Consider the following 25,149-nt stretch of genomic DNA (forward strand, 5'->3'; position numbering starts at 1 on the left):
CTCGATCTCAGGCGCTCCTGGCGACACCGAACGTCAGCCGCCGGACCGTGACGGGTTGAGGGAGCACCCACGGGTAACTGTGTTCACGGGGCTCACCTCCATACGACGACTTCACGGTCCACCACGAAACTAGCAACGGGGCGCCGCCTCGCTCAAATCCTTTTCTGTGAGCTCGTAATGCCCTTGCGGGCGATCACGCCTGGATGCGGCGGCGTCGCAGCTCACCGCGCAGAGCCTTCGAGTCGTACGCCTTGTCGCCCAGGAGGGGCTTCGGCCACCGTCGGGGCCGACCGGGGTCGTCCGGCGACGGGGCGAGATGCCGTCGTACGAGGTTGACGGTCAGGATGATGTCGTTGACGTTGGCGGCGCTCGTGATGACATGCAGCAGGGTGCCCACCAGGCACGAGCGGACCCCCCACGCTCCGCGTCTTGTGCCGGTTGTCGTAGCGGGCGTCCCCTTCCACGGTGTCGCCTGTCGTGGAGTCGATGGCGGCCTTGCGGTAGTGGGTGACCCAGCGACCGTTCGTCCGGAACTGGTAGCGGATCTGCGTGATGGCGCCGGCCCGCCCGCAACCTGCTCGAGCGGACCAGCTCGGTGTGCCCGGCAGCCCCAACCACCAGGCGCACCAGGGACAAGCCGGCCACGGCCGCCGCAACCCGCCAGACCGCGCCCTACCGCTCACCCATACAACCGCGGTCAAACCCCGCAGCACCGCGTCCGGGGTGGAAAGCAGGTCACACCCCCTGCCCTGAACTCCCCGGTTCTGGGTACTCGCGCGCTCGTCGGATGGTCGGGCGCAGGACACAGCCCGGCCCACAGGATCCCAGAGGGACGGGAGGTGACCGCCGTGTCGAGCACGCAGCCGCACTATTCCGGATCCGGCCACAGCACGGACCAGCCGGGCCAGGCGCCGGTGAGCGAGCTGGTGCAGCGCGCCTCGCAGCAGCTGACCGAGCTGGTGCGCGGCGAGATGAAGCTGGCGCAGGCGGAGATGAAGGAGAAGGGCAAGCGCTACGGCAAAGGCGGTGGTCTGTTCGGCGGCGCCGGCATCGTCGGCTTCCTGATGCTGCAGGCGCTGGTCGCCACCGCGATCGCCGCGCTGGCCGTGCCGCTGCCGGTGTGGGCGGCGGCGCTGATCGTCACGGCGGTGCTGGGTGTGATCGCCGCGGTGATGGCCATGAGCGGAAAGAAGCAGGTCGACCAGGCCGCACCGCCCGCGCCCGAGCAGACGATCGAGAACGTGAAGGCCGACGTGGCCGAGATCAAGGGGAGTGCCCACCGATGACCCAGTCGCCTCACGACAAGCCCACCGCCGCCGGCACCGAGGAGCTGCGCGAGCAGGTCGAGCAGACCCGGACCAAGCTCGGGCAGACGGTCCAGGAGCTGGCGACCAGGACCGACATCAAGACGCGCGCCCAGGAAAAGGCCGCCGAGGTCAAGGGAGAGGCTGCCGCAAAGGCCGACGAGCTGAAGGAGCATGCCGCGGTCAAGGCCGGCGAACTGAAGGCGAAGGCCGCCGACCTCGCACACCAGGCGCAGGACAAGCTGCCCGACCCGGTCAAGGACAAAGCCGCGCAAGCCGCCGAGCAGGCCCGTGCGAGTGCGATCCAGGCCGGGCTGATCTGGCAGGAGAAGGCGCCGGAGCCTATGCGACAGAAGGCAGCCCAGGGAGCACGGCTGGCGCGGGGCAACCGCAAAATGCTGCTGGCGGCAGTGGGTGCGGCCGTTCTGGTGTGGCTGGCCCGCCGCCGGAAGGGGTGAGTCGGGTGAAGGCAGCGAAGATCGCCTACAAGCCGGTCGGTCTGGCGCTCGGTGCCGTCAGCGGGATGGCCGCGAGAGCGGCGTTCACGCAGATGTGGAAGATGCTCGGCCACGACGAGGACGCCCCGGACGCCACCGACGAAGAGCGCTCCTGGCGCGAGGTGCTGCTCGCCGCCACGCTGCAAGGCGCACTCTTCGCCGCAGTCAAAGCGGCCGTTGACCGCGCCGGCGCCACGGCCGTCCGCCGCCTGACCGGAACCTGGCCCGGCTGACGGGCACGAGGAAGTGGGAGGCCGGTACGACACCGATACCGGCCCTTCCACCTCAGACCAGTACCCGCACGAGGGGCCCTCACGGCCACCTCCGATCAGCACGCGGCTGCCGCACTGACAGGCGCAGCGTCATCGCCATGATCCTGGTCGCCCGCGCAGTGGTCCTCCACCAGGGCGGCCGACGACACGCGGGCACCGACGGGTTCGCGGCCCGTGCCGCTGGTGGGTGGGGCGGACGCGGTGCGGCTGCGCCCAGGACGCGGCGCGGACCGGCCTGGTGCAGGGCGGTGCGGGCGAGGCCGACGCCGCACCGACCGGTGGCATCGCCAGCGGCGACCTCGCAACAAGGCGAGCCAGTTCTTCACACACATCGCGCGCGTCCTTGGGAGGGGTCCCAGAGTCGGCGGGTTAGAAATGCCCAAACGGGATCAACCCCTCAAAACAGGAGGTCCAGCGGATGAATGTGGGCATGTGCCGGCGAGCCGCGACGACTGTGGTGACGCTGACCCTGGCGGGGACACTGGGTTTCGGCCTTATGACGCAGGCGGCGTCTGCCGCCAGTAACGGCCCCTGCTACGACGGGCGGTGCAAAACCTCCGTCTCAGCGCCCAGGACCCTCAAGGTCAACAGCCGCACGTTCGGATTCGGCAAGTTGAAGATCACGCACGTCAGTTCCCGGTCCGTGAAGATGGCGACCGTCACCACGGGCGGAGCGCACCTGAGCAGCAGCACCAGTCCGGGCGGCACCGTCATGTTCAACAACCTGAAGATCTGGGTGAAGTCGGTCTCCGGCCGCAAGGCCAAGCTCCAGCTGTCCCCCACGTCCCACTGAGACTGTCGTCGAACCCTGGCGCGCATTGCGCGCCAGGGTTCGTTCCCGGCTCGTCCCCCGGAGGCCCCATGGCGCCAGCTATCCGCGCCCCTCGCCGACCGCGCGGACGGGTGTCCGGACGAGCAACGCAACCTCAGTCCACCGAGTCCGCCGTAGGTGCTGACGGCGCGGCGGGCCGCCGCCCCCGGCGCCTCAGCAGCTCCTGGAGCTTGACCGTCGCCGGGGCGGCTGCGAGCGGGGCCACGAGGCCGCCCAGCGCCGCATGGCCGACCGAGGGGTACTCGCTCCGGAGGAAGACGGCGAGGCTGTCCGAGCGGGTGGTCCCCTTGCCCTCGAGCGTCGTCGTCACCACGACCAGGCCGACGGTGCCCAGCAGGCCGCTCCCCGCCGCGAGCACCCCGTGACCGCCGCCCTGGCGATGCGGCGTGGCCCTGGTCTCCGCCGCCATCCCGTGACGTCCTCGAAGAGGCCGCCCAGCCCTACGACGACACCGGTCACGCACGGGAAGAGTACGAACCCGGCCGAGGCCGCGAAGCCGTACCCGCCGCCGGGCCACTGCGGAGCGAGGTCACGCCACATGTCTTCCAGCAGTTGCGAGAAGGCCAGTAGCACCGTCCCGCCGATGAGCACCAGCAGGACCAGCACGCCGACCACCTACCAGAGGTTCCCGCGCAGCTTCCCCCGGCGTTTCTCGCCCTCGCCGCCGGGCGCGGCCCGCTTCGCCGCCAGCCTCGCTTCCTCGGCCCGCTTCGCCTCCCGTGCGCGCCGCGCTTCTCTGGCCTTTGCACCGGACCGGCGTGCCATGTACGCCCAACCCCCTCGTAGATCGTGGTGGAGATGGTCTCACCGAGCGCCCCGGCTGAGGGCGGGAGGGGCCGTCACGGCGACGACGGTCACCGAGGCGCCCGGCCACCGCCGCACGCGGACCCGTCGCGATCATCACCGACCGCCGCTGCGAACCCCTCCCCCGCCTCCGCGACGACCTGCCGAAGGTCGCCCGTTCTGCGGGGGTCCCGTCGGTGTGGTGGGCTGTTGCGCAGGGCTGCGGGTGGTACCCGTGGCCGGCCGGAACCGGTCCGTGGCCGTCAACACGGCATGTGTGGTGGCCTCCCCTGACAGCCCGTGTCCCTCCTCGCTGATCAATACGAGCTCCGCGTCCGGCCACACCTGTGCCAGCCGCCACGCCACGTCCGGCGGCCCGCTGATGTCCATCCGTCCGTGGACCATCACGCCGGGAATGCCTGCGAGTCTCTCGGCATTGCGCAGCAGCACACCGTCCTCGAGGAAGCCGGCGTGCCGCCAGTAGTGCGTGACGAGGCGGGCGAAGCGCAGCCGGAAGCGGGGGTCCTCGTAACGGGGATCGGGTGTGTACCCCCGGTGGGTGGACACGTGCACGTCCTCCCACCGGCACCACTCCCGTGCCGCCTGCTCCCGTACATGTGGATCGGGATCCGCGAGCATCCGGGCGTATGCCTCTACCAGGCTGCCGTCGCGCTCCCGCTCCGGCACGGTGTCACGGAACCTGGCCCATTCCTCGGGGAAGATCCGCCCCATGTCCCGGGTGATCCACTCCACCTCACGGCGACTGGTGTTCGTGACGCTGAAGAGCACCAGCTCGGATACGCGTCCGGGGTGCCGCTCGGCGTATGCCAGCGCGAGGGTCACGCCCCAGGAGCCGCCAATGACCTGCCATTTCTCAATGCCGAGGCGCTGCCGCAGCAACTCGATATCGGCGATCAAATGCTGCGTGGTGTTGGCCGCGAGCGAGGTCTGCGGATCGGCGGCATCGGGCGTGCTCCGCCCACACCCCCGCTGGTCGAAGAGCACGATGCGGTACGCCGCGGGGTCGAACAGCCGACGCCAGAACGGTCCTGCGCCGGAGCCCGGTCCGCCGTGCAGGACAAGGGCGGGCTTGCCCGTGGGATTCCCACAGGTCTCCCAGTACACAAGGTTGCCGTCGCCGACATCGAGCACGCCGTGTTCGTACGGCTCGATGGGGGGATAGAGCTCGGCCATGGGGCACGCACCCTCCTGTTCATCTCACAGCGCTGTGAGTTTAACGGGATGAGGAAGACCCCGGACCCCGTTGCCGTCGGGACCCTGCTCCGCCACGTCCTCGAGCTTCTCGACGGAGACGTGGCCAAGGTCTACGAGGAGCAGGGTCTCGCCGGGTACCGGCCCCGCTTCTCCCCCGTCGTACGCGCACTGCTGACGGAAGGTCCACTCTCGGTCCGTGACCTGGCTTCCGCAGCGGGGGTCACGCACTCGGCCGCAAGCCAGACGGCGACCCAGAGGGCCCGCGCGGGCCTGGTCACCCACACGCCCGACCCGCGAGACGCACGCCGCCGACTGATCGAGCTCACACCGAAGGCCCACTCTCTGCTGCCCCAGATCAAGGCGGAGTGGTATGCGACGAACTCGGCCATGGCAGAGCTGGACGCAGAGCTCGCGCTGCCGCTGGGGCATCTGCTGACGGAGGTAGCAGAAGCCGTACACCGACGTCCGTTCCGGGATTGGATCGCGGCGGCCTATCGGCGCTCCTGAGGTTTCCGTCCGGGGTCACGTCACGGTCGGACCGCGATGAGTCCGGTCTCGGTGATGCATCCGTCGGGCAAGCCGGGTGGAGACTGCATCCGTGTCAGGCGCGTGCGGGCAGCGCGGCGTCGAGGTGGAGAGCCGCAGGTAGCAGCAGCCCCAACTACCCACTACTGACTCACGGTTGAGTATTCGCCCCATCAACAGCATACTGAGCCGGGGGAACAGGATGTTCCCCTTCCTTTTTGATCAACCTCTCTCATGTGGGGGAAAGGTGCGCAAAAATGTAAGGAAGTTATGGACTGCTGCGGCGGCCGGGGCTGCGACCGTGGCACTGACAGCCGGGATGACCACCGCATCGGCGGTGGCCCAGAACCGAGGAGCGGCTCCGGCCACCGAAGGGAAGCCGGCAGCCGGCGGAGAACCGGGAGCCGCCCAGGCAGGAGCCGCCCGGGCCGACACCGGCATGCTGGGAAACACTCAGGCCCCCGTCGCAAAGGCTGACGCCGGAAAGCCGCCAGCCGTCAAGCACTGGATCACGCTGATCACCGGTGACCGGATCGCGGTCGACGCCAGGGGCCGACCGGCCGGCCTGACGCGGGCCAAGGGGCGTGAGCGCATACCCATACAGTTCCAGCAGGTCGACGGCGACTTCTACGCCGTGCCACTGGACGCCGCACGGCTCATCAGCAGCGGGCGCGTCGACCGGCGCCTGTTCGACGTCACCTCGCTCAGCAAGCCCGCCTACCGCGCGTCGCAGCGCAAAGGGCTCAAGCTCATCGTCCGCTACCAGGGCGAACAACCCGCTGCCAGGGTTGGCTTGCGTACCGCCGGTGCCACCAAGGTGCGGCACAGCTTCACGCGCCTGAACGCCGACGCCGTCATCACGCCGCCTCAGGGCGCCACGGCGGTCTGGAACGCCCTCACCAGCACGCCGCGGGACGCCGGGCCCTTCCGTGCGGCGGCGGCCGGCATCGACACGGTATGGCTGGACGGCATCCGTACGGCGAGCCTGGACAAGAGCGTGCCGCAGATCGGCGCGCCGGAGGCCTGGGCAGCCGGGTACGACGGCAAAGGCACGAAGATCGCCGTGCTGGACACGGGCGTCGACCAGACCCACCCGGACCTGGCCGGCCAGGAGATCGCCGAGAAGAACTTCTCCAGCGCCCCGGACAACAACGACCGTGTCGGCCACGGCACCCACGTCGCCTCCATCACTGCCGGTACGGGCGCGAAGTCCGGCGGCAAGTACAGGGGCGTGGCGCCGGGCGCGAAGATCCTCGACGGCAAGGTCCTCGACGACACCGGCTCCGGTGAGGATTCCGGCATACTCGCGGGCCTGGAGTGGGCGGCGGCCGAGAAGGCCGATGTCGTCAACCTCAGCCTCGGCGGCGAGGACACCCCGGAAACCGACCCGCTGGAAGCGGCCGTGAACAAGCTCTCGGCGGACACCGGCACGTTGTTCGTGATCGCGGCGGGAAACGACGGCCCTGACTCGGGCACAATCGGCTCGCCCGGCAGCGCGGACGCCGCGCTCACCGTGGGCGCCGTCGACAAGGAGGACAGGCTCGCGGACTTCTCCAGCACCGGCCCGCGCATCGGCGACGGCGCGGTCAAGCCCGATGTGACCGCGCCCGGCGTGTCCATCGGCGCCGCGGCCGCGCCCGGGAGCCTCATGGAACGCGAGGGCACCCCGGTCGCGGACGGCTATGTCGCCCTCTCGGGGACGTCCATGGCGACCCCGCACGTCGCGGGAGCCGCCGCGATCCTCGCCCAGCAGCACCCCCGTTGGAGCGGTGATCAGATCAAGGCCTTGCTGACCGGCTCCACCACGCCCGGCAAGGGCTACAGCCCCTTCCAGCAGGGAACCGGACGGATCGACCTGCGCAAGGCAGTCAAGCAGACGGTCCTCGCGAAGCCCGGCTCGGTCTCCTTGGGCAAACAGCTGTACCCGCACACCGACGACAAGCCGGTCACCAAGAAGATCACCTACCGCAACCTCGGTACCAAGCCGGTCACGCTGACTCTCGCCATCACGGGGACCGGGCCGGACGGAAAGCCCGCGCCGAAGGGGTTCTTCACCCTGGGGAAGAAGCAGATCACCATCCCGCCGAAGGGCGAGAAGACCACGTCCATCACCGCAGACACGCGGCTCGGCGGCGATGTGAACGGTACGTACAGCGCGTACATCACCGCGACCGGCGGCGGGCAGACGGTCCGTACGGCTGCCGGGGTGGAGCGCGAGATCGAGTCGTACGACGTGACCGTCACGCATCTGGGCCGGAACGGCCGGGCAGCCAAGAACTACACCACCGATCTGGTGGGACTCACGGGCGCCGCCGAGGGCCAGCAGTTCTCCATCACCAGCGAGGGCGGCGACAGGAAGGTACGGGTCCCCAAGGGGCGGTACATCCTCAGCGGCACCGTTCTCGTCGATGGGATCGACGACGACTGGAAGGGTGCGGACTGGATCAACCAGCCCACCCTCCAGGTCACCAAGGACACCGCCGTGATGGTCGACGCGCGCACCGCCAAGCCCGTTGACATCACGGTCCCGAACGCCGCGGCGACCCCCGGACTCGCCTCTGCCGACGTCATGGTGTCGGTCGGGGACTACAGCATGTCCACCACCTGGAACCTGGATTCCTACCAAGGCTTCCGCACCGCTCATCTCGGGCCGAAGGCGGCGCCCGGAGAGCTTCGCGAGCAGTTCCAGAGCAACTACCGGACCGCTGGGAACGGCCCGGAGTACTTCGTGACCTACGGCCGGAGCGAGACGAGGTTCGCCACCGGCTTCACCCGGCACGCGGCCCAGGGTGACTTCGCGAAACTCACCGCGAAGCTGGGCGCCTCGGTCGCGGGCAAGCGCGGCTCCATCGCGGCGTTCGGGGAAACGGGTGTCGGCATCGCTCGCGCCGCGGTCGTCCTCCGCAAGCTGCCGTATACCGGCACGCTGTATGTGAACGGCAAAGGTCCGCGGTGGGCGTTGTCGTTCGAGCAGGTCGATGCCAACGGCGATGCCGAAGTCGCGCACGACACCGGCTACGCGGTCTACCAGCCAGGCAAGGCGTACGCGAAGGTCTTCAACGTCGGCGTCTTCGGCCCCAAGCTCGGGTCTGAGTTCGGACTCTTCCGCGACGGCAACGAGATCACCGGCACTGTGCCGCTCTTCGCCGACGGCGCACATCACACCGGCGGTTCGGTCTACGACAAGGCGAAGACGACGCTCTACCGCAACGGCGTGCAGGTCGGGTCCAACGACGATCCCATGACCGGCACTCTCCCGTTCAAGGTGCCGGCTGCGCGGGCCGACTACAAGCTCACGACATCGGTCACCCGTAGCAAGGTCGCCTCGGTCTCCACCAAGATCGCCGCCAGCTGGAGCTTCCCCTCCAAGAAGGTCACGAACGCTACGAAGCTCCCGGCTTCGGTCGTGTGCTTCACGCCATCGCTCAGCCTCGGCAGCACCGGCAAGGCGGGCGCTACGGTCAAGGTCCCCGTCAGCGTGCAGGGCTCGGCCGCGGGCGGCAACCTCACGTCACTCGCCGTGTATGTGTCCCGCGACAATGGGGCGCACTGGAAGAAACTCAGCGTCACCGCGGGCAAGGTGACGGTGAGGAACCCGGCGGCGGGCAAGGCCGTCTCGTTCCGGGCCCACGCCGTGGACAAGCAGGGGAACGCGGTGGACCAGACGATCTACAACGCCTACCTCACCAAGTAGCGCGCCCTCAGGGTCTGGCACCTGACGCCGGCCTGGCACCCCACCGCTGTCCGGCCCGCTTTCCCGGCCCGTGTTCGGCCGTGTTCCGCCGTGTTCGGCCCGTCGGAGCGAATCGCTGTTTCGACGGGCCGTTGGCCTGGCGGCGGGCCCGATCACAGGACGCTTCGAGGAAAGCCATGGACTCGTTCATCCCCCTGCTCCGGGCGGGCAGCGGGCAGACGTCTTCGAGCGGGGGCCTGGCGGTGCGGCGCGGAGTGAGGTGGCTGATCAGCGGCGAACCAGGTCCTCGCCGCAGGTGCCCTGCTCGACGGCGGAGCGCGGGCCCGCGAGCACGTCGGCGTGCTGCTGGTGACGGTGCAGAAGCAGGATCCTCGGCGAGACGGCCGCCTCAGCGCGGTGATCGACTTCGGCGGGCTCGGCATCGGCGCCCCGGCCTGCGACCTGACGATCGCCTTCACCCTGATGTCCGCCGGACCCCCGGGCCGCCTTCCGCGCCGCGCCCGGCGTGGACGACGCCACCTGGACTCGAGGACGCGGCTGGCCTTGGCCACCGCCCTGAACGCCCACACTTCCTATGCCGCCGGCAACCCCCGGGGGCGCCGAGCAGACACCCCTCTGCAGGAGGCCCTCGTGATCCACCGTGTAACGCTTCCGCGGCCTGCCCGACCCGTGCCGACCTCAGGGACTCCACGCGTTCGTGGAGTCCCTGAGGGGCGAGGGGAAGGAGCAGGGACGGGGGTCAGTGCTCGTATTCGAAGGCTCCGATGTCGCACGCCGGGCCTTGAGGCCTCAGCACGCCGCGCTGGTCGGCGGACGGGCAGTCAGCGCCGCCGTCGATGGCGGGACTGCCGGACAGCAATGCCACGGTGTCCGTCGGCCCGCCGTTTGCGCCGAGGGGCCCGAGGTGGGGATCACGGCTGGGGAGATCGCCTTTGGCCGTGAGATGGCAGTTGTTTCCGCTGTCGAGGTTGCTGCCTCGTGACTCGATGGTGGCGAAGACGTTCTTGCAGTCGCTGGTGGCCTCGCCGATGGTGTTCTCGGCGATGATGGTGTTCTTCAGGGCGAGGTGACCCAGCGGCAGGTTGATGGGGTCGGTTATGGGTCCCGGCAGGCTGTCCAGGTAGGCGGGGGCGATGTTGATCCCGCCGCCGCCGTCGGTGGCGGTGTTGCCGGTGATCGTGGAGTTGCGGATGTCCACCAGGCCGGTGCCGCGTATGTCGATGCCGCCGCCGTATCCGGACAGGCTGCCCGGCCGGTCCCAGTCGTCGGTCACGCGGTTGTCCGCGATCGTCGAATTGACCACGGTGCCGGTGTCGTCGAACCGGATGCCGCCGGCTTCGCCCGAGATGTTGCGGCTGACGGTGCTGTCGATCAGGGACAGGTGGGAGTTGGGGATGTTGAAGATGCCGCCCCCGTAGCCGGCGCGGTTCCCCGTCACGGTCACCCGGCGCAGCGTCATGTTCTTGCTGTTGGCGATGCCGCCCCCGCCAGGGTCGGTGATGGGCACCTCCCGCTGCTTGGCGTCTCCTCCGGTGATGGTGAGGTCGGACAGCTGCGTGTCGGCGCCCATGCGGAAGACCCGGTCGATGTGGTCGGCGTCGATGATGGTCTCCCGCGCCCCGGCCCCCCGGATGGTGGTCGGCTCGAGGATGTTCAGGTCGCCTTTGGTCGGGTCGGCGGTGCGCCCGTTGAGCTGGTCGGGGTCGGGGGGAATGGTCAGCCGGTAGTGGGCGGCGGACAGCTCGATCGTGCTGCCGGGCTGGGCGTTCGCGGCCATGACCGCCGCGCGCAGGGTGCAGGTGCCTCGGGCGGTGCGGCAGACACCGTCGGACGCGTCCGCATCCACGGCGTCTTCGGTGGAGTCGACCGTAAAGGTCGTGGCCGCGGAGGCCGCTTGCGCAGAGGCCGGGGCGGCGGCCACGATCCCTGCGAGGGCCGCCAGCGAGGCGGTCAGCGCCGAAAGGGCAGTCGAACTTCTCATGGGGGTGCGCTCCTACTCGTAGTGAGAAACGCTTGCGTCTATAACGTGTACCAGAATGTTTCTCACTCATGAGAGAGCCAATCCCGCCGCTGCTGCAGCCGAGCCTGACCGACCTTCCCCGCGGGCCACACGGGCTCGCGCGGGAGCGTGTGACGGGTTCGCAGCGTCAGCGGCTGCTCTACGCGATGACGGTCGTGGTGGCCGAAAAGGGCTACATCGCCGCGACCGTGGCCGATGTGACGGCACGGGCAGGCGTGTCCCGCAAGACGTTCTACGAGCTGTTCGCGGACAAGGAGGAGTGCTTCATCGCCGCTGCGGAGACGGGCCGCGAGCTGATGGTCAAGCGGCTTGAGGCGTCGTTTGCCCGCTCGTCGGCGCAGTCGCTCTCCCGTGTGGCGACGCTTCGTGCCTCGATCCGTGCCTTTCTCGGGCTGATCGCCGAAGAGCCGGAATTCGCCAGGGCGTTCTTCCTGGAGACGGCGGCGGCCGGCGGCCGGGCGCAGGAGCACCAGGACTCCTGCCGCTCCTGGTTCGCCGAGTCGATGCGCGCCTGGCACACCAGGGTTCCCGGTCACCGCCGTGTCCCCGATGAGACCTACATGGCCGCGGCTGACGCCACACACGAAGCCGTCTGCCGCTGTCTGCGCCGCGGGCGCATCGGCGAGGTCCCCGCCCTGGAGGACGCCGTGCTGCACATCTGTCTCGCCCTGCTGGGCGTGGTCAATCCGGCAGAGGACGCCGGAGAGGGTGAGCCGGGAGAGGTGTGAGCGCCGGGTTCCACCGGGTCTCCCCTGGCGTTACGGGGCGACCCGTCCCATCGATGACCTGCCGGTGGTCCCGCCACCCGCCACAACGCCCGTTGCTCACCGGCAAAAACGGCGCAGCCGTTCCCGCTCGGCATCCGGTGAGATCGCCCGCCCTTCACCGCGAACAACGACCCTGCCAACAGGCAGTCACATGATCCGCCGGACAGAACCCAATCGACCGAGGCTGAGGCACACCGGCCTCATGGGGCCATTCTTCGTCGCTCAACTCGTCAGCAACTTCAGTACCTGCCGTGTGTCGGAGAGGTCGTCAACCACAACCTCAGCTCCAGCCTCCCGCAGATCCTCCGTGCTGCTGCGCCCGGTCGCCACCGCCACCACACGCACGCCACCGGCCAGCCCACCCCTCACATCAGCCGGGGTATCCCCAACGAGCACAGCGCGATCCGCAAAAACGCATGCCCGCTCAAGAGCCGTACGCACCAACTGCGGGCGGTCGTCCGCGTCCTCGCCGAAGGCGCCGATCGCAAGGTCGATGTACCCCTGACCCGTAGAGACCTTGAGTCAACAGAACCGACCGGCCCGCGTGTCCGTGCGATCCCAGGTGAGGCGGAGCCGTCCTCTCAGCTTCCCTACTGCATGGCCACCGGCCTTGCCCGGCCGCCCGGACAGGGTCGGCCCGGCTCTGAAATCATTTCACCCGGCTCGCCTGGTCCGGTACGATCGCGGGATTGTTTTCACTGCTGGGAGCCCATGAGGTTCGCGTGTGGTTTCCCTGGCAGTTCCCGGGCTGAGAGCAGGTTTCGTCAATGGCATGTCGTATCAGTGAACTCGTCCTCGGTTGCCGCGACCCTGAGGTGCTGGCGCGGTTCTGGTGCGAGGTCCTGGACTTCGTCGTACTCGATCGCGAGGACGACGGCACGTTGGAGATCGGGCCGCGCGAAGGGTTCGGCGGTCCGCAGCCGACGATCATCCTCAGTCGCAGGGATGAGCCGGAGAAGGGGAAATCCCGGCTGCACATCGACGTCAACGCCACCGACCGCGATCAGGACGCCGAACTCGAACGCCTTCTGAAGCTTGGTGCGCGCCCGGCCGACATCGGTCAGACGGGGCAGGAGCAGTGGCATGTCCTGACCGACCCCGAAGGCAATGAGTTCTGCCTGCTCAAGGCCCGCCTCAACCCACTTTGATGCCCATCGGTCACGCCTCGGCACCAGGTTTCTGGGGTCTGCCTCGAAGTCCGGTGTGACGGGCGTGTCGTGATGAGGTAAGTGAGGTCTCAGGAAAAGGGTTCATCGACCAAGAAAAACCTGAACACCGGAGACCTCGTGGCCACCCAAGCGGTGACGAGGCGGCTTTACCTGACCGATGAGCAGTGGACGCGGCTGAACCGCTGTTGCCTGTGCCCACGCGGTCGTGGTCGGCCGTCGGCGTGGACGAAACGGCAGCTCGTCGACGCGATCAGAGGGCGGGTGGGGTCGGTGCGCCCTGGCGCGACGTCCCGGACTGCTATCGCTCCTGGCGGGCGGTGTAGGTGCTGTTCCGGCGGTGGCAGCGCGCCGGGCCGTCACAGCCGCCGGTGCCGAGCTTCAGCGCGCGGGCTTCGAGCTGGTGCACCAGGCCCGCACCGAGCCGTGGGGCCAGACAGTTGCCAGACTTCTCACGGCGGACGGCTTGATCGTCGGGATCTCCTACGCCCCCTCCTTGCACAACCTGCAGGCCGGCCAGCGCCCCGGGTGAGCCCGACCCGAGACCGGTGAAGGCGACGCAGATCCCTGGCGTACTCCTCGCCAAGGACAGCCGGCGTAGCATGCCCCACGTGGCAGCCGTACCCACTCCGCTGCTACCAACGGCCTGGTGATCTCCTACAGACGAACAGCCCGTCCGAAGCGATTCAGCTCCACACATCCCGCCCCCATACGAAGCCGAATGCCCCCTCGCCACATAGGACACCGTCTTAGCGGCGAGTTGACCATAAACCTTCAATGCTGTCGACATGTGGCCACTTTTGAAAGATCCAGAATCTTTATCACGCGACAGTTACGGATCTGCCAGACTGCTGTTACCGCACGGGGACCGTTCAAGCTTGCGCTCATCTGGCGCACATTCCTATGGTACTTCGGAAGGGGTCGTGATAACCGAGGTCCCAGGGGGAGCAATGACAGGACTAAGGAATTCCGCTAACTCGTCACCCGGACGACATTCTGAAGAATGGACCGTGCCCGGCTATGCCAACGTCCAGGAGTTGGGCAGGGGAGGCAACGGCCGGGTCGTGATCGCCCTGCACACGGCGACCGCCCGGCATGTCGCGATCAAGTATCTCAATGAAGAACTGGGCACGAGCACTGCATTTCGCACCGCCTTCCAGACCGAGGCCAAGCTCCTCAGCAGTTTGAACTCGCCTCATGTGACGCAGCTGTACGAGTATGTCGAAGCGCAGCAGGGCGCCGCCATCGTCATGGAACTGATCGCCGGTGCTGCCCTGCGCGCGCTGCTGCGCCAGGAGGGCCCAACCGGACCCGAGGCCGCGCTGGTCGTACTCAAAGGGTCCCTCTTGGGCTTGGCCGCCGCTCACAGCGTGGACGTGGTGCATCGGGACTACAAGCCCGAAAACGTGCTGGTCAGCATGGACGGCCAGTCCAAACTGGCGGACTTCGGTATCGCCGCGCGTACCGGTGACCACTGCAAGTACGGCACACCGGCGTACATGGCACCCGAGCAGTGGAGGCAGGAGTCCGCCACCGCGGCCACCGACGTCTATGCCGCCACCGTCACCTTCTACGAGTGTCTCACCGGCGTACGCCCATTCAACGGCACGACGTGGGAACTCCTCGCGCAGCACGTCAACGCGCCGGTGCCGCTGGACGACGTGCCAGAAGCGGTGCGCAGCCTGGTACTGCACGGCATGGCCAAGGACCCGGCACAGCGACCGGAGAACGCCCTTGCCTTCCTCCAAGAATTGGAACGGGTCGCCGCGTCCGCGTACGGGCCCGATTGGGAAGAGCGTGGCCAAAGCCGCCTGGCCGCCCTAGCGGCCCTGCTGCCCCTGGTGTTCTCACACCTCAAGACGACCCCAGTAGGCGCTGCCGCGGACCTGGCCCTCACCGTGCTACCAGGAGGCCGCCGCACACAACTCCTCAAGCGAGATGCCCTGATCGCCGGAGCGGCTGCCCTGGGGGTAGCTGCGATCATGAGCTTGATGCCAGGAGGCTGGGCCGGTCAGGAAGCGGCTCACGCGGAACAGACCGGGGCGCACGCACAAGCCGTCACCACCCTCAAGCCGGGCGACGACGACTCCAGCAGTCCTTCGGGGAGGACGGACACAGACTCCAGGGAGGACACCTCTACAGACGACGGAGGTCGGGACACCGGGACACCACGACCATCACCGTCGGTAGGAGCTACCGCTCCCGAAGGACCGTCACGGGCGGGTTCGGACACGGGTGACGGGAATTCCGAGACTCCCACCCCCGGGCCGACGACTCCTGGTCCCGGCGATGATGGCGACCCCTCCGAGACTCCCACCCCCGGGCCGACCACCCCTGACCCCGGCCACCATGACGACCCCTCCGGGACCCCCACCCCGGGACCCACCACCCCTGACACCGGTCACCATGACGACCCCTCCGGGACCCCCACCCCCGGACCCACCACCCCTGACCCCAGCCACTCCGGGGTAGAGGGCGAGCCCGGGTGATCAAGATGACCGATGCCAGGCCGGGACAGGACATTCCCGGCCTGGCACTGGCGCGCCCCATGAGTCATCGCCCGGGTCGGTGACGATCAGACAGCCATCATCAGCGATGTGATCAACAAGGGACCTAAGTGGAGCTGATCCTCTTGCGGCCGGCGCGAGAGAGGCCATGATGCACATGCGAGGGCTGACATGACGGACGGTGTCGAGGAATCAGGTTTGCCGTGGCACTTACCGGACCCGGAACTGCACCCGACAGTGCCTGACCCGGATCTGCAGCCAACCGTGCCCGACCCCGACCTGCAAGAAACCGTACGAATCCACCCTCCAGCCCAGGGTGGAAACGTTGACGACGACGCCTACTGTGCCACCGCTCTCGACACTGCTTGGTCCAGCAGCCAATCAGGCGCCACCGAGGTACAGACCGAGAGCATGCCCCCACCCATCGGGGCAACTCCCACGGCACATGAGTCCGGTGTGTTCCGCTTCGGCCCAGGCGTCCCCCCCTCGGGGGTGGGGGGTACCGCAGCTGAGGTCTGGCACGGCGCTGTGCCAGGCGCAGACCACAGCAAACGCCACGGTCGTCTGCGCTGGTTGCGGCGGTACCGTCTGGCGGCAGCGGTGCTGACCGCAGTCTTGATTTATTTGCTCTGGCCACGGGATACACCGGACATGCGGATCACTAAGGTGACAGCGCACACCAACGCGACCCTCACCTGTGACCAAACCGCGGAAGTGGTCGCCGTGGTAGGCACCAACGGGCAACCGGGAACGGTCACCTATCGATGGAACCGCAGCGATGGCACCTCATCAGGACCGCTTGAAGAACGCTTCGGCAAAGGGCAGCACGAGGCTCGACTGCGGTTGCTATGGACATTCCACGGCAGGGGAACGGACGACGCGAAGGCACAGCTGCTCATCACCTCGCCGGCCCCGCGTACCGTGTCCGTCTCCTTCACCTACACGTGCCGCTGAAACCACTCAAGGCCCCTTGGATGTACGCCGCTCCCCTCTGTGGCCGTTGGGCCGTCGGCCGGATGGCCCGGCACTGACAACTCGCGGATGAGCACGCCGAGAACGCGCCGGCGCGCCAGAAGACCCTGACTGTCAGCGCAGCGTGCTTGTCGATGGCCTCAGCTCAGATGGTTTGCAGCTGGGTGAGCGTCTGCTGGAGCTCCTCCTTCAACCGACGCCCCGCCTCCTCGGCATCCCCCCGCGCGATGGCGTCGACGAGGGCGGCATGACTCTCGTCGCCGTGGTTCGGGTCGCCGGAGCGCAGGTTGAGCAATTCCACGAGGTCGATCAGTGCCTGCCGCAGCACGGGGAGGAATTCGGCGAACAGCGCGGTCAGCACAGGGTTGTGGGCCGCGGCGACGACTTCCGCGTGCAGCGCGATGTCGGCGTCGACGAACTCGGCGTCACTGCTTGTCGCCGCCTCACGGCGGCGGTCCAGGGCGGCATCCAGGGCAGCGAGGTCGTCTACGGTGCGGCGTTTCGCGGCCAGCTGTGCGGCCTCGACCTCGACAGCGATGCGGACCTCGTAGGCGTCGGTGACGGCGGCCTGGCGGAGCCGGGTCGACCAGTTCTCCTGGGGCTTGGTGGCGATGACGAATACACCGGCGCCATGGCGCGCCTGCACCAGTCCGGCCCCCGCGAGCGCGCGGAGCGCCTCGCGGACGGTGGAGCGGCCGACGCCAAGGATCTTGGCGAGGGAGGTCTCACCGGGGAGCTTCGTACCTACGGGCCACTCCCCGCCCGCGATCGCCTCACGCAGGCGGTCGGTGGCCTGTTCGACCAGGGGGGTTGGTCTCAGCGCGCTCAGTGGCATGGTCCTGCACCTTCTTACACCTCAGCTTGTCTGAGGAGTTGGATCGAGGTTACCGTACCCGACATGCCGCTGCGCGAGCTTCTTCTCCTTGGCCGCCGCTGCGGGGCCTGACTCGACCGGCTCCCCGCAGCGGGGGCTTGGTGTGCCGGTCAGCTTCTGGCCCAGTGAAAGTAGTTCTGCCCCATGACTTCCTCAGAGACCACGACATTTCCCACGCTGCGCACTCCGTCCGCGCCACGCCCGGCCGGTGCTCCGGCCTGGAATCCGCAGCGGCCGAGCGCGATGCCGCACCACCGCTACCAGGCCGCGCACGAGCGGGTCGCCCTCCCCCTCAAGGGCCGGACGTGGCCGTCCCGCCGTCTGGAGCAGGCTCCGTTGTGGGTGCCCGTCGACCTGCGCGACGGCAACCAGGCGCTGGCCGAACCGATGGATACCGCGCGCAAGCGCCGGATGTTCCACCTCCTGGTCACGATGGGCTTCAAGGAGATCGAGGTCGGCTACCCGTCCGCCAGCCAGACCGACTTCGACTTCGTACGTCACCTGGCGACGAGCGGCGCGGTCCCCGAGGACGTGACCATCTCCGTCTTCACAGCGGCCCGCAATGACCTCATCGACCGGACGATCGCCTCCATCGAGGGGCTCCCCCGCGTCGTCATCCACCTCTACACCGCCACCGCGCCGGCGTGGCGCAATGTCGTCCTGGGGCGCTCGCGCCCAGAGGTGCACCAGCTGATCCACGAGGCCGCGGCCTATCTGATGCGCCGGGCCGAGGAACAGCAGGGCGCCGATATCCGGTTCGAGTTCTCGCCCGAGGTCTTCAATCTGACCGAGCCGGACTTCGTCCTGGAGGTCTGCAACAACATCACCGAGCTGTGGGACGCCTCCCCCGACCGGCCGGTGATCCACAACCTGCCGGCCACGGTGGAGATCGCCACGCCCAACGTGTACGCGGACCAGATCGAGTACATGCACCGCCACCTGGCGCGCCGCGACGCGGTGATCCTCTCGGTGCACCCGCACAACGACCGCGGCACCGGGGTCGCCTGCGCCGAACTCGCCGTCCTGGCGGGCGCCCAGCGAGTGGAGGGCTGCCTGTTCGGCAACGGCGAGCGGACCGGCAACGTCGACCTGGTCACCCTCGCCCTCAACCTGTACGCGCAGGGCGTGAACCCGATGGTCGACTTCTCCGACATCGACGCGGTGCGCGAGGTGGTCGAGCACTGCAACAGGCTGCCGGTCCACCCCCGCCACCCGTACGGGGGCGACCTCGTGCACACCGCGTTCTCCGGTACGCACCAGGACGCCATCTCCAAGGGCATGGACCACCACGCCAAGCAGGCCGCCGTGGCAGGCATGGCTCCGCAGGAGGCGGCATGGGAGGTTCCGTACCTGCCGATCGATCCGGGTGACATCGGCCGCACGTACGAGGAAGTCATCCGGATCAACTCTCAGTCCGGCAAGGGCGGTATCGCGCACCTGCTCCAGACGCACTACGGCCTGGACCTGCCCAGGGGCATGCGCCCGGACTTCTCGCGCACGGTGCAGCGGGCCACCGACGCGAGCGGCCTCGAACTGTCGCACAGCGAGCTGTGGGAGCTGTTCCGCACCACCTACATTGCCCCGGCCGACGACGGTCCGCTCGCCCTCACGTCCTGGGAAACCGTCCAGACCGGTCCCGGCGAGCACCAGTTCAGTTGTGTCCTGTGCGCCGACGGGCAGGAGCAGCGGCTGCGGGGCATCGGCAACGGTCCGCTGTCGGCGCTCACCCACGCACTCGGCAGCGTGGGGATGGGTGCCGACATCCGCCACTTCGCCGAGCATGCGACGACGGCAGGGCCCGGCAGCCCCGCCGTCGCCTACGTCGAGTGCGAAGTGGATGGCGCCACCTGGTGGGGTGCCGGCTGGGACACCTCCCCGCTCGCCGCTTCGGTCAACGCGGTCATGGCCGGAGTCAATCGCGCCCGGCAGGCCCGCTCGTGAACGCGGCTCCCGTACTGCGGTTGCGCGACGTGGACTTCGTCCGCGACGGCAATCCGATCCTGCACGAGATATCCCTGACGGTGCGGCCCGGTGAGCACTGGGCGCTACTCGGCGCGAACGGCGCGGGCAAGAGCACGCTGCTCAGCCTGATGGGGGCGCTCACCCACCCGACCCGGGGCACGGTCGAGGTCCTCGGCCATGAGCTGGGCAGGGTCGATCTGCGTCAACTGCGCACGTACGTCGGCCATGTCGACCCGCGTCACGCACCGCGCTCCCCCCTACGGGTTCGCGACGTGGTGCTCACCGGACTGACCAGCACCATCGAGCCGGTGCCCCGTTGGCGCCCGGCGGACGAGCAGGTCACGCGGGCCGACCACCTCATTGGACTGCTCGGTCTCGGGGCCCGTCGCCAGGCACGGTGGCCGACGCTGTCCCAGGGTGAGCGGGGCCGTGCGCTGATCGCGCGGGCGCTGCTGCCCGATCCGCGGTTGCTGCTGCTCGACGAGCCCGCCACCGGGCTTGACGTCGCCGGCCGCGAGCAGCTCATCGAACGGATCGACACACTGCAGCGCACCTTTCCGGAGCTGTCGTCGGTGCTGGTCACGCACCATATGGAGGAGCTTCCTCCGGGCACCACGCATGTGATGCTGCTGCGCGACGGCCGCGCTGCGAACTCCGGCCCCGTCGGCGAGGTTCTCACCAGCGATCAGGTCAGCAAGTGCTTTGACCACCCGATCCGGCTCACACGCACCGACGGCCGGTGGACCGTGCGCACGAGCCGCGCGCCCCTGCCGTAACCCGGCCCTGGGCAGGTGGGGCGGTACCCGCCGACCGGCGCGTACCGCCCCCAGCCCCTCCAGCAACACAGTGGAGCGGTAGCGTCACGGCCCCCCGCTCCGCCCCGGGGCGGCATCCGCCGGCCGTGCGTTGGGGAGCCGGTCGGTAGAGGGAACCCCGTGACCTCGGGTCGTGCTGCTCCAGCCCGCCGCCGGGGCGCGGGACGCGGTGCCCCGGGCCACTCGTCCCGGCGAGCAGGTCCAGGCCGAGCGGGGTGCAGGAGTGCAGACGGCCTTGCCGTCGCGTTCGGTGATGATCAGCCGGGCCGCCCGCAGCGCCTTGGCGTGCTCGGAAGCCGAGGACTTGGCGGTGGACAGCTCGGCCCAGGTCGGTCGTGGTGCGCTGCCGGGTGAGCAGTGCGAGGGCGGCGCCCCGGGTGGACCCCAGCAGGGCGGCGAGCGGCTCGGCACTCGGCCCCTCGCCGAGCAGCGGCAGCGGGCTGAGCTCCGGGTAGACCAGGACGCTGGGCAGGCCGGGCCGCGGGGCCGGCATGGGCCAGCCGCTCCACACGGTGGTCGGCAGCAGCACCAGGCCCCGCCCGTCGAGTTCGAACACCGCGTCCTCTGGCCAGTCGAACGCCAGCGTCGTACCGCGCCATCCGGGCCCCGGGGCCAGCCCGGCCAGGGCGGCCCGGATGCCCTCCTCGGCCAGCAGCCAGGTGCGTTCGGCGTCGAAGGCGGACCGGATGGTGCCCCATGCCTCCCCGAGCACGCGGTCGTACGCGGTGCGCGGGGAGCCGACCAGCAGCCGCCAGGCGTGGCGATCCTGATCGGCCAGGGCGCGAAGCCAGGGGGTCACCGGCCGAGCAGACCCGGTCGAGCCCCGAACGCACGTAACCGCCCGGCGTGGACAGGACTGCATCGAGTCCGTCGTCCAGCCCCCGGCTGAGCGGAACCATGAGCAGCGGCCCCCGGCCCGAGGGCGGCACCAGATCGAGCAGCGGCCGCGCCCCCGCGGCAGGGTCCGCCGCAGCGACCGCTGCCATCTGCCGAAGACGGGCGGTAGCCGGAGGCGCTGCATCGCGGCCAGGGTCACCCCCAGCTCCATCAGCGGCGCCGGCTCGCGGGCGAACGTCACCCGCAGCAGGTCAGTGGATTGCGAGGCATCCCACGGCCAACCGTCGTTCGGTCCCATCACGGGCGATGCGTCAACCTACCCGGGTCGGCCGGGGCCGGTTCCCCGGTCCGGCGCTGTACAACTCCCGGGTGGCCGTGGTGAATCGGGCCAGGGCGTCCGGCAGCGGGGCGATGCCGATGCCGGGCGCGGTCGGCACGGGCAGGTGGCCGTCCCGCAGGACGAACGGCTCGGTGATGTCCTCGGCGAAGTACCGGCTGGAGGCCGAGGTGTCGCCGGGAAGGGTGCATCCGGGCAGCGCGGCGAGCGCCAGGTTGGGGGCCCGGCCGATGCCGGTCTCCAGCATGCCGCCGCACCACACCGGGACGCCGTGGGCGGCGGCGAGGTCGTGGATGCGGCGTGCTTCGAGGTAGCCGCCGACCCGGGCCGGCTTGACGTTGATGACCCGGCAGGCGTCCATCGCGATCGCTGCCGCGGCGTCACGCGCGGTATGGATGGACTCGTCCAGGCAGACCGGGGTGGTCAGGCGCTGCTGCAGCAGGGCGTGGGCGTGGAGGTTGTTCTCCTCCAGGGGCTCTTCGATGAGCAGCAGGTCGAACGCGTCGAGTTTCCGCAGGTGTTCGGCGTCGGCGAGAGTGTACGCGGTGTTGGCGTCGACCTGTAGCGGCAGCGTGTCACCGAACCGGGTGCGCACCGCGCGCACCGGCTCCAGATCCCAGCCCGGCTCGATCTTCAGCTTGATGCGGGTGTAGCCCTCGGCCAGGTACTTCTCCACGTCATCGAGAAGTTCGGGGAGGGAGTTCTTGATGCCGACGGAGACCCCGGCGGGCACCCGCTCGTGGACCGAGCCGAGGAAGGCCGCGAGTGGCATGTCATGGGCCCGCAGCTCGGCGTCGAGCAGGGCGGTCTCCAGGGCCGCTTTGGCGAGCTCGTGCCCCTTGACCGCGGCCATGGCGGGCGCGAGGGCCGCTGTCGTCGGTTCACGGAGCGCGGTGACGCGCGGCAGCAGGAAGTCGCGGATCACGATCTCGGCACCGGCGACGAACTCCGAGCAGTACAGCGGCTCCGGGTCGGCGGCGAACTCGGACCAGCCCTCGGCCTCGTCCGTGACGATGTGCAGGAGAAAGGTGTCCTTGCTGGTCATCGTCCCGAAGGAGGTACGGAAGGGGGTGACCAGCGGAAGGGAGACATGGAGCAGTTCGACCCGTTCGATCCTCATGTGCGCGGGTCCTCCGAAGTGGCCTCGAGGGCAGGGGTGTCCGGGGTGGGGGACGTGTCCACGGTGTGCGGGGTGTGCGGGGTGTGCGGGGTGAGAAGGTACCAGCCGTCGCGTGACATCGCGGTCGCCCGGAAACCCTCTCCGTACGCGTCGGTGAAGACCTCCCGTACGGCGTGCCGCCAGCGCAGCGCCAGGGCCGGGTCGGCGGCGCGCAGCGCGACGATGTCCTCGGGCACCCGGCACCACAAGCGCCGGTCGTCCCGGAGGGCGAGCGGGCCGCCGTCCGGGGCGTGCCGGAAGACGGTGGCGTCCGCGCGGCCCTCGGCGGGGTCGGCAGCCCGCGCCGTCCCCGTGACGAGGTCCCAGTCGGCGGTGAGCCGGTCGCTCTCGTCGCCGTCGTTCACACCGTCGCTCATCGGTCCGTAGAGGTCGACCAGGTATTCGGCTCCGACGGCGCCCAGCTTGACCAGGTTGAACCGGGCGTTACGGCTGACCAGCGGGTCGAAGGTCCAGCGCATGGTGTGCGCCCCGCGCTCCAGCGCCCACGCCCGCTGGGCCTGCTTGACCGCGTAGCCGACGCCCCGGTCCGAGGCGGTGGCCGCCGCCACGAACGAGTACACGGCACGCTCGGCGGGCGGCCCGAAGACGGCGACCGACGCCCCGACCGGCCGCTCACTCCGCTGGTCGGCGGCGTACGCGGCATGCACCGCGCCTCCCGCGTGGACGAGGCTGTGCAGCACCTCCGTCGGGTAGGGCGGGGTGGCGCGCGGAAGCTGCCACACATCGGCGAGGAAGTCGGCCACCGCCCGTATACCGGCCACGTCGTCCACGGTGCGGACGGTGACTCCGGCGGTGCGGGCGGCGGCGGAGGCAACCGCCTCGGCTTCGGCCGCGGGCGCCTCGTCCGGCGTGCGCCCCAGGTCGGAGATCGTCACAGATGTCATGTCCTTGAGTGTCCAGGGCCGTGACCTCATCCCTCTTGTCCATGAGTACAAGCGAGACCTAGAGTCCTGTTGCGATCAGCCAATCCGTGCGGACAGAAAGGGGCACGCCATGGACGCCCGCACCCTCGGCGAGCTCCTCGACACTCTGGGTGAGTCCACGCTGCGGCTGCTCACCGCCCCGGCCGGTCTCGCCGCCCCCGTCACCGAGGTCCTGCTGTACGACGCCGAGGCCCCGCTTCCGGCTCGCGCGCCGGGCGCCCTGCTGCTGGCGGTCGGTGTGCGGGCGGGTGCCGCCGGACCGCTGGTGCGCGAGGCGGCGGGCGCCGGTCTGGCCGGACTCGTCGTACGCGGCAAGGACGAGCCTCCCACCGAGACACTCGCGGAGGCGGAGGAGCACGGGCTGCCCCTGCTCGCCGTCGACGAGGACGCCGCCTGGCACCACGTCCACCTGCTGCTGGCCCAGGCGATCGGGGCCCGGCCCTCTCCCACGGCCGGCGGTGCCGCGCTCGGCGACCTCTTCTCGCTCGTCAACGCCGTGGCCACGGCCGTGGGCGGCGCCACCGTCATCGAAGACCCGCGCCAGCGCATCCTCGCCTACTCCACCGTCCCCGGGCAGGCCGTCGACGAGCCCCGGAGACAGGGCATCCTCGGCCGTCAGGTGCCGGGCAGCCCCGGGAACACCGAGCAGTACCGCGTGCTGTTCGCCTCGCAGGGCCCCGTGCGCCTCGCCGCCCTCGGCGGTGACGAACTGCCGCGGCTGGCCATCGCCGTCCGGGCGGGCGGGGAGACCCTCGGCTCGCTGTGGACCGTGGACGACGGGACCCTCGCCCCCGACGCCGAGCAGGCCCTCGCCCAGGGCGCCTCCACGGCGGCCCTGCTCCTGCTGCGGGCGCGAGCGGCCGAGGAGCTGTCCCGGCATCTGACGGGTGATCTGCTGCGCCGGCTGCTGGACGGCACCGCCGAGCCCGCCACCGCCGCCGACCGCCTCGGCCTGGCCCCCGGCAGCCCGGTGCGGGTGGCCGCGTTCGCGCTCGACGGTGCGGCCTCCGCGCCGGACGGCGAACAGGCCGCGCTGCGGCTGCTGGATCTCGTACGGCTGCAGTGCGAGGCGCGGTACGGGCGGCACGCGTGCGTCCTCGTCGACGGGGTGGTGTACGCGCTGCTGCCGGTGGCCGGCGAGCCGGGCGGGCGCGGTGGCGAGCGGCAGCGACGCCTCGCCGAGGACATCGTGCGGCGCGCCGGGAAGGCGCTGCGGGTGCCGGTGCGGGCCGGGATCGGCGATGTGGTGACGGGCCTCGCGGAGATACGCGGCTCACGGGACGACGCCGACCTGGTGCTGCGGGTCCTCGGGCCGGGCGAGTCGGTCGCGACGGTGGCCGAGGTCCGCCCCCGCGCCGTCCTGCTCCGGCTCGCCGAGGTCATCGGCGCCCGGCGGGAGTTGACGGCGGGGGGCTGGCGGGACGTCCTGGCGTACGACGCCGAACACGGCACGGACTACGCCAGGACTTTGGTGTGCTGGCTGGACGCCGGATGCGACATGGCCCGGGCGGCGAAACTGCTCGCCGTGCACCCCAACACTTGCCGCTACCGCCTCAGGCAGGCGCAGGCGCACGTCGGTATCGACATCGACGATCCGGATGAGCGCCTGGTGTTGTGGCTCCAGCTGCGGACGCTCGCCGGGCTGCGGGGTGACGAGTCGCCGTAGG

Annotated in this window: 22 protein-coding genes and 1 pseudogene; 14 read left to right on the top strand and 9 right to left on the bottom strand. The window is 69.8% G+C overall.

From position 1 onward, the window contains the following. Positions 1-193: 193 nt before the first annotated feature. Positions 194-397, bottom strand: coding sequence for a hypothetical protein (locus HUT19_RS02190; RefSeq protein WP_176178801.1), 204 nt, complete (start codon positions 395-397; stop codon positions 194-196). Between the two features lie 517 nt (positions 398-914). Between HUT19_RS02190 and HUT19_RS02195 the strand changes: the two genes are divergently transcribed. From HUT19_RS02195 to HUT19_RS02210, 4 genes are all read left to right on the top strand, one after another. Then, positions 915-1,286 carry a phage holin family protein gene (locus HUT19_RS02195; RefSeq protein ID WP_176186377.1) on the top strand — a complete coding sequence of 124 codons (372 nt, stop codon included), beginning with the start codon at positions 915-917 and terminating at the stop codon, positions 1,284-1,286. Continuing rightward, a complete protein-coding gene (locus tag HUT19_RS02200) occupies positions 1,283-1,762 on the top strand; it encodes a DUF3618 domain-containing protein (protein WP_176178802.1) in 480 nt (159 codons plus the stop codon). Before HUT19_RS02195 ends, HUT19_RS02200 begins: the two co-directional genes overlap by 4 nt. A gap of 5 nt (positions 1,763-1,767) precedes the next feature. After that, positions 1,768-2,034: a DUF4235 domain-containing protein gene (locus HUT19_RS02205; protein WP_176178803.1), complete on the top strand. Its 267-nt coding sequence runs from the start codon at positions 1,768-1,770 to the stop codon at positions 2,032-2,034. Positions 2,035-2,491: 457 nt separating this feature from the next. Next, the gene (locus HUT19_RS02210; protein WP_176178804.1) at positions 2,492-2,866 is read left to right on the top strand and encodes a hypothetical protein; all 375 of its coding nucleotides are present in this window, start codon (positions 2,492-2,494) and stop codon (positions 2,864-2,866) included. A 133-nt stretch (positions 2,867-2,999) separates the two neighbouring features. Here the strand turns inward: HUT19_RS02210 and HUT19_RS02215 are convergent, their stop codons facing one another. Together HUT19_RS02215 and pip are read right to left on the bottom strand one after the other, a co-directional pair. After that, positions 3,000-3,314, bottom strand: a complete 315-nt coding sequence (locus tag HUT19_RS02215) for a hypothetical protein (protein ID WP_176178805.1) — start codon at positions 3,312-3,314, stop codon at positions 3,000-3,002. Positions 3,315-3,805: 491 nt separating this feature from the next. After that, positions 3,806-4,882, bottom strand: a complete 1,077-nt coding sequence (pip, locus tag HUT19_RS02220; RefSeq protein ID WP_176178806.1) for a prolyl aminopeptidase — start codon at positions 4,880-4,882, stop codon at positions 3,806-3,808. Positions 4,883-4,930: 48 nt separating this feature from the next. On the opposite strand from pip, the gene HUT19_RS02225 reads away from it, so the two are divergent. From HUT19_RS02225 to HUT19_RS02235, 3 genes and pseudogenes are all read left to right on the top strand, one after another. After that, positions 4,931-5,410: a MarR family winged helix-turn-helix transcriptional regulator gene (locus HUT19_RS02225; protein ID WP_176178807.1), complete on the top strand. Its 480-nt coding sequence runs from the start codon at positions 4,931-4,933 to the stop codon at positions 5,408-5,410. A 337-nt stretch (positions 5,411-5,747) separates the two neighbouring features. Continuing rightward, on the top strand, positions 5,748-9,122 hold the full coding sequence (locus HUT19_RS02230) for a S8 family serine peptidase (protein WP_176178808.1): 3,375 nt from the start codon (positions 5,748-5,750) through the stop codon (positions 9,120-9,122). 378 nt (positions 9,123-9,500) lie between these two features. Further along, positions 9,501-9,716, top strand: a pseudogene (locus HUT19_RS02235) (phosphotransferase); the annotation flags it as partial. 145 nt (positions 9,717-9,861) lie between these two features. Here HUT19_RS02235 and HUT19_RS02240 read toward each other — a convergent pair. Further along, a complete protein-coding gene (locus HUT19_RS02240) occupies positions 9,862-11,103 on the bottom strand; it encodes a choice-of-anchor Q domain-containing protein (RefSeq protein ID WP_176178809.1) in 1,242 nt (413 codons plus the stop codon). Positions 11,104-11,252: 149 nt separating this feature from the next. On the opposite strand from HUT19_RS02240, the gene HUT19_RS02245 reads away from it, so the two are divergent. Beyond that, entirely contained in the window at positions 11,253-11,870 is a 618-nt protein-coding gene (locus HUT19_RS02245; protein WP_176178810.1) for a TetR/AcrR family transcriptional regulator, read from the top strand. A 261-nt stretch (positions 11,871-12,131) separates the two neighbouring features. Here the strand turns inward: HUT19_RS02245 and HUT19_RS42655 are convergent, their stop codons facing one another. Next, positions 12,132-12,350 (bottom strand): HAD family hydrolase, encoded by a 219-nt coding sequence (locus HUT19_RS42655; RefSeq protein ID WP_303331585.1) that lies wholly within the window; start codon positions 12,348-12,350, stop codon positions 12,132-12,134. Positions 12,351-12,676: 326 nt separating this feature from the next. Between HUT19_RS42655 and HUT19_RS02255 the strand changes: the two genes are divergently transcribed. The 3 genes from HUT19_RS02255 to HUT19_RS42660 all read left to right on the top strand — a co-directional run bounded on the left by HUT19_RS02255 (position 12,677) and on the right by HUT19_RS42660 (position 16,536). After that, positions 12,677-13,057: a VOC family protein gene (locus tag HUT19_RS02255; protein ID WP_071967176.1), complete on the top strand. Its 381-nt coding sequence runs from the start codon at positions 12,677-12,679 to the stop codon at positions 13,055-13,057. A gap of 1,028 nt (positions 13,058-14,085) precedes the next feature. Then, positions 14,086-15,564 (top strand): serine/threonine-protein kinase, encoded by a 1,479-nt coding sequence (locus tag HUT19_RS43890; RefSeq protein ID WP_303331586.1) that lies wholly within the window; start codon positions 14,086-14,088, stop codon positions 15,562-15,564. A 618-nt stretch (positions 15,565-16,182) separates the two neighbouring features. Further along, positions 16,183-16,536, top strand: a complete 354-nt coding sequence (locus HUT19_RS42660) for a hypothetical protein (RefSeq protein ID WP_254885383.1) — start codon at positions 16,183-16,185, stop codon at positions 16,534-16,536. A gap of 163 nt (positions 16,537-16,699) precedes the next feature. Here the strand turns inward: HUT19_RS42660 and HUT19_RS02270 are convergent, their stop codons facing one another. Then, positions 16,700-17,389: a FadR/GntR family transcriptional regulator gene (locus tag HUT19_RS02270; RefSeq protein WP_176178812.1), complete on the bottom strand. Its 690-nt coding sequence runs from the start codon at positions 17,387-17,389 to the stop codon at positions 16,700-16,702. A gap of 183 nt (positions 17,390-17,572) precedes the next feature. On the opposite strand from HUT19_RS02270, the gene leuA reads away from it, so the two are divergent. After that, complete coding sequence (gene leuA, locus HUT19_RS02275) at positions 17,573-19,369, top strand: 2-isopropylmalate synthase (RefSeq protein WP_176178813.1); 1,797 nt, start codon at positions 17,573-17,575, stop codon at positions 19,367-19,369. Next, positions 19,366-20,166 (top strand): ABC transporter ATP-binding protein, encoded by an 801-nt coding sequence (locus HUT19_RS02280; protein WP_176178814.1) that lies wholly within the window; start codon positions 19,366-19,368, stop codon positions 20,164-20,166. The genes leuA and HUT19_RS02280 overlap by 4 nt, the downstream gene beginning before the upstream one ends. On the opposite strand, the gene HUT19_RS02285 is transcribed toward HUT19_RS02280, so the two are convergent. From HUT19_RS02285 to HUT19_RS02295, 3 genes are all read right to left on the bottom strand, one after another. Further along, positions 20,111-21,004, bottom strand: coding sequence for a hypothetical protein (locus tag HUT19_RS02285; protein ID WP_176178815.1), 894 nt, complete (start codon positions 21,002-21,004; stop codon positions 20,111-20,113). The genes HUT19_RS02280 and HUT19_RS02285 overlap by 56 nt on opposite strands. 349 nt (positions 21,005-21,353) lie before the next feature. Continuing rightward, entirely contained in the window at positions 21,354-22,499 is a 1,146-nt protein-coding gene (menC, locus tag HUT19_RS02290) for an o-succinylbenzoate synthase (protein ID WP_176178816.1), read from the bottom strand. Continuing rightward, the gene (locus tag HUT19_RS02295; RefSeq protein WP_176178817.1) at positions 22,496-23,443 is read right to left on the bottom strand and encodes a chorismate synthase; all 948 of its coding nucleotides are present in this window, start codon (positions 23,441-23,443) and stop codon (positions 22,496-22,498) included. The genes menC and HUT19_RS02295 overlap by 4 nt, the downstream gene beginning before the upstream one ends. Before the next feature lie 109 nt (positions 23,444-23,552). On the opposite strand from HUT19_RS02295, the gene HUT19_RS02300 reads away from it, so the two are divergent. Next, a complete protein-coding gene (locus tag HUT19_RS02300; protein ID WP_176178818.1) occupies positions 23,553-25,148 on the top strand; it encodes a PucR family transcriptional regulator in 1,596 nt (531 codons plus the stop codon). Position 25,149: the final 1 nt, after the last annotated feature.

The sequence above is a fragment of the Streptomyces sp. NA02950 genome, assembly GCF_013364155.1.
Taxonomy (GTDB): domain Bacteria; phylum Actinomycetota; class Actinomycetes; order Streptomycetales; family Streptomycetaceae; genus Streptomyces.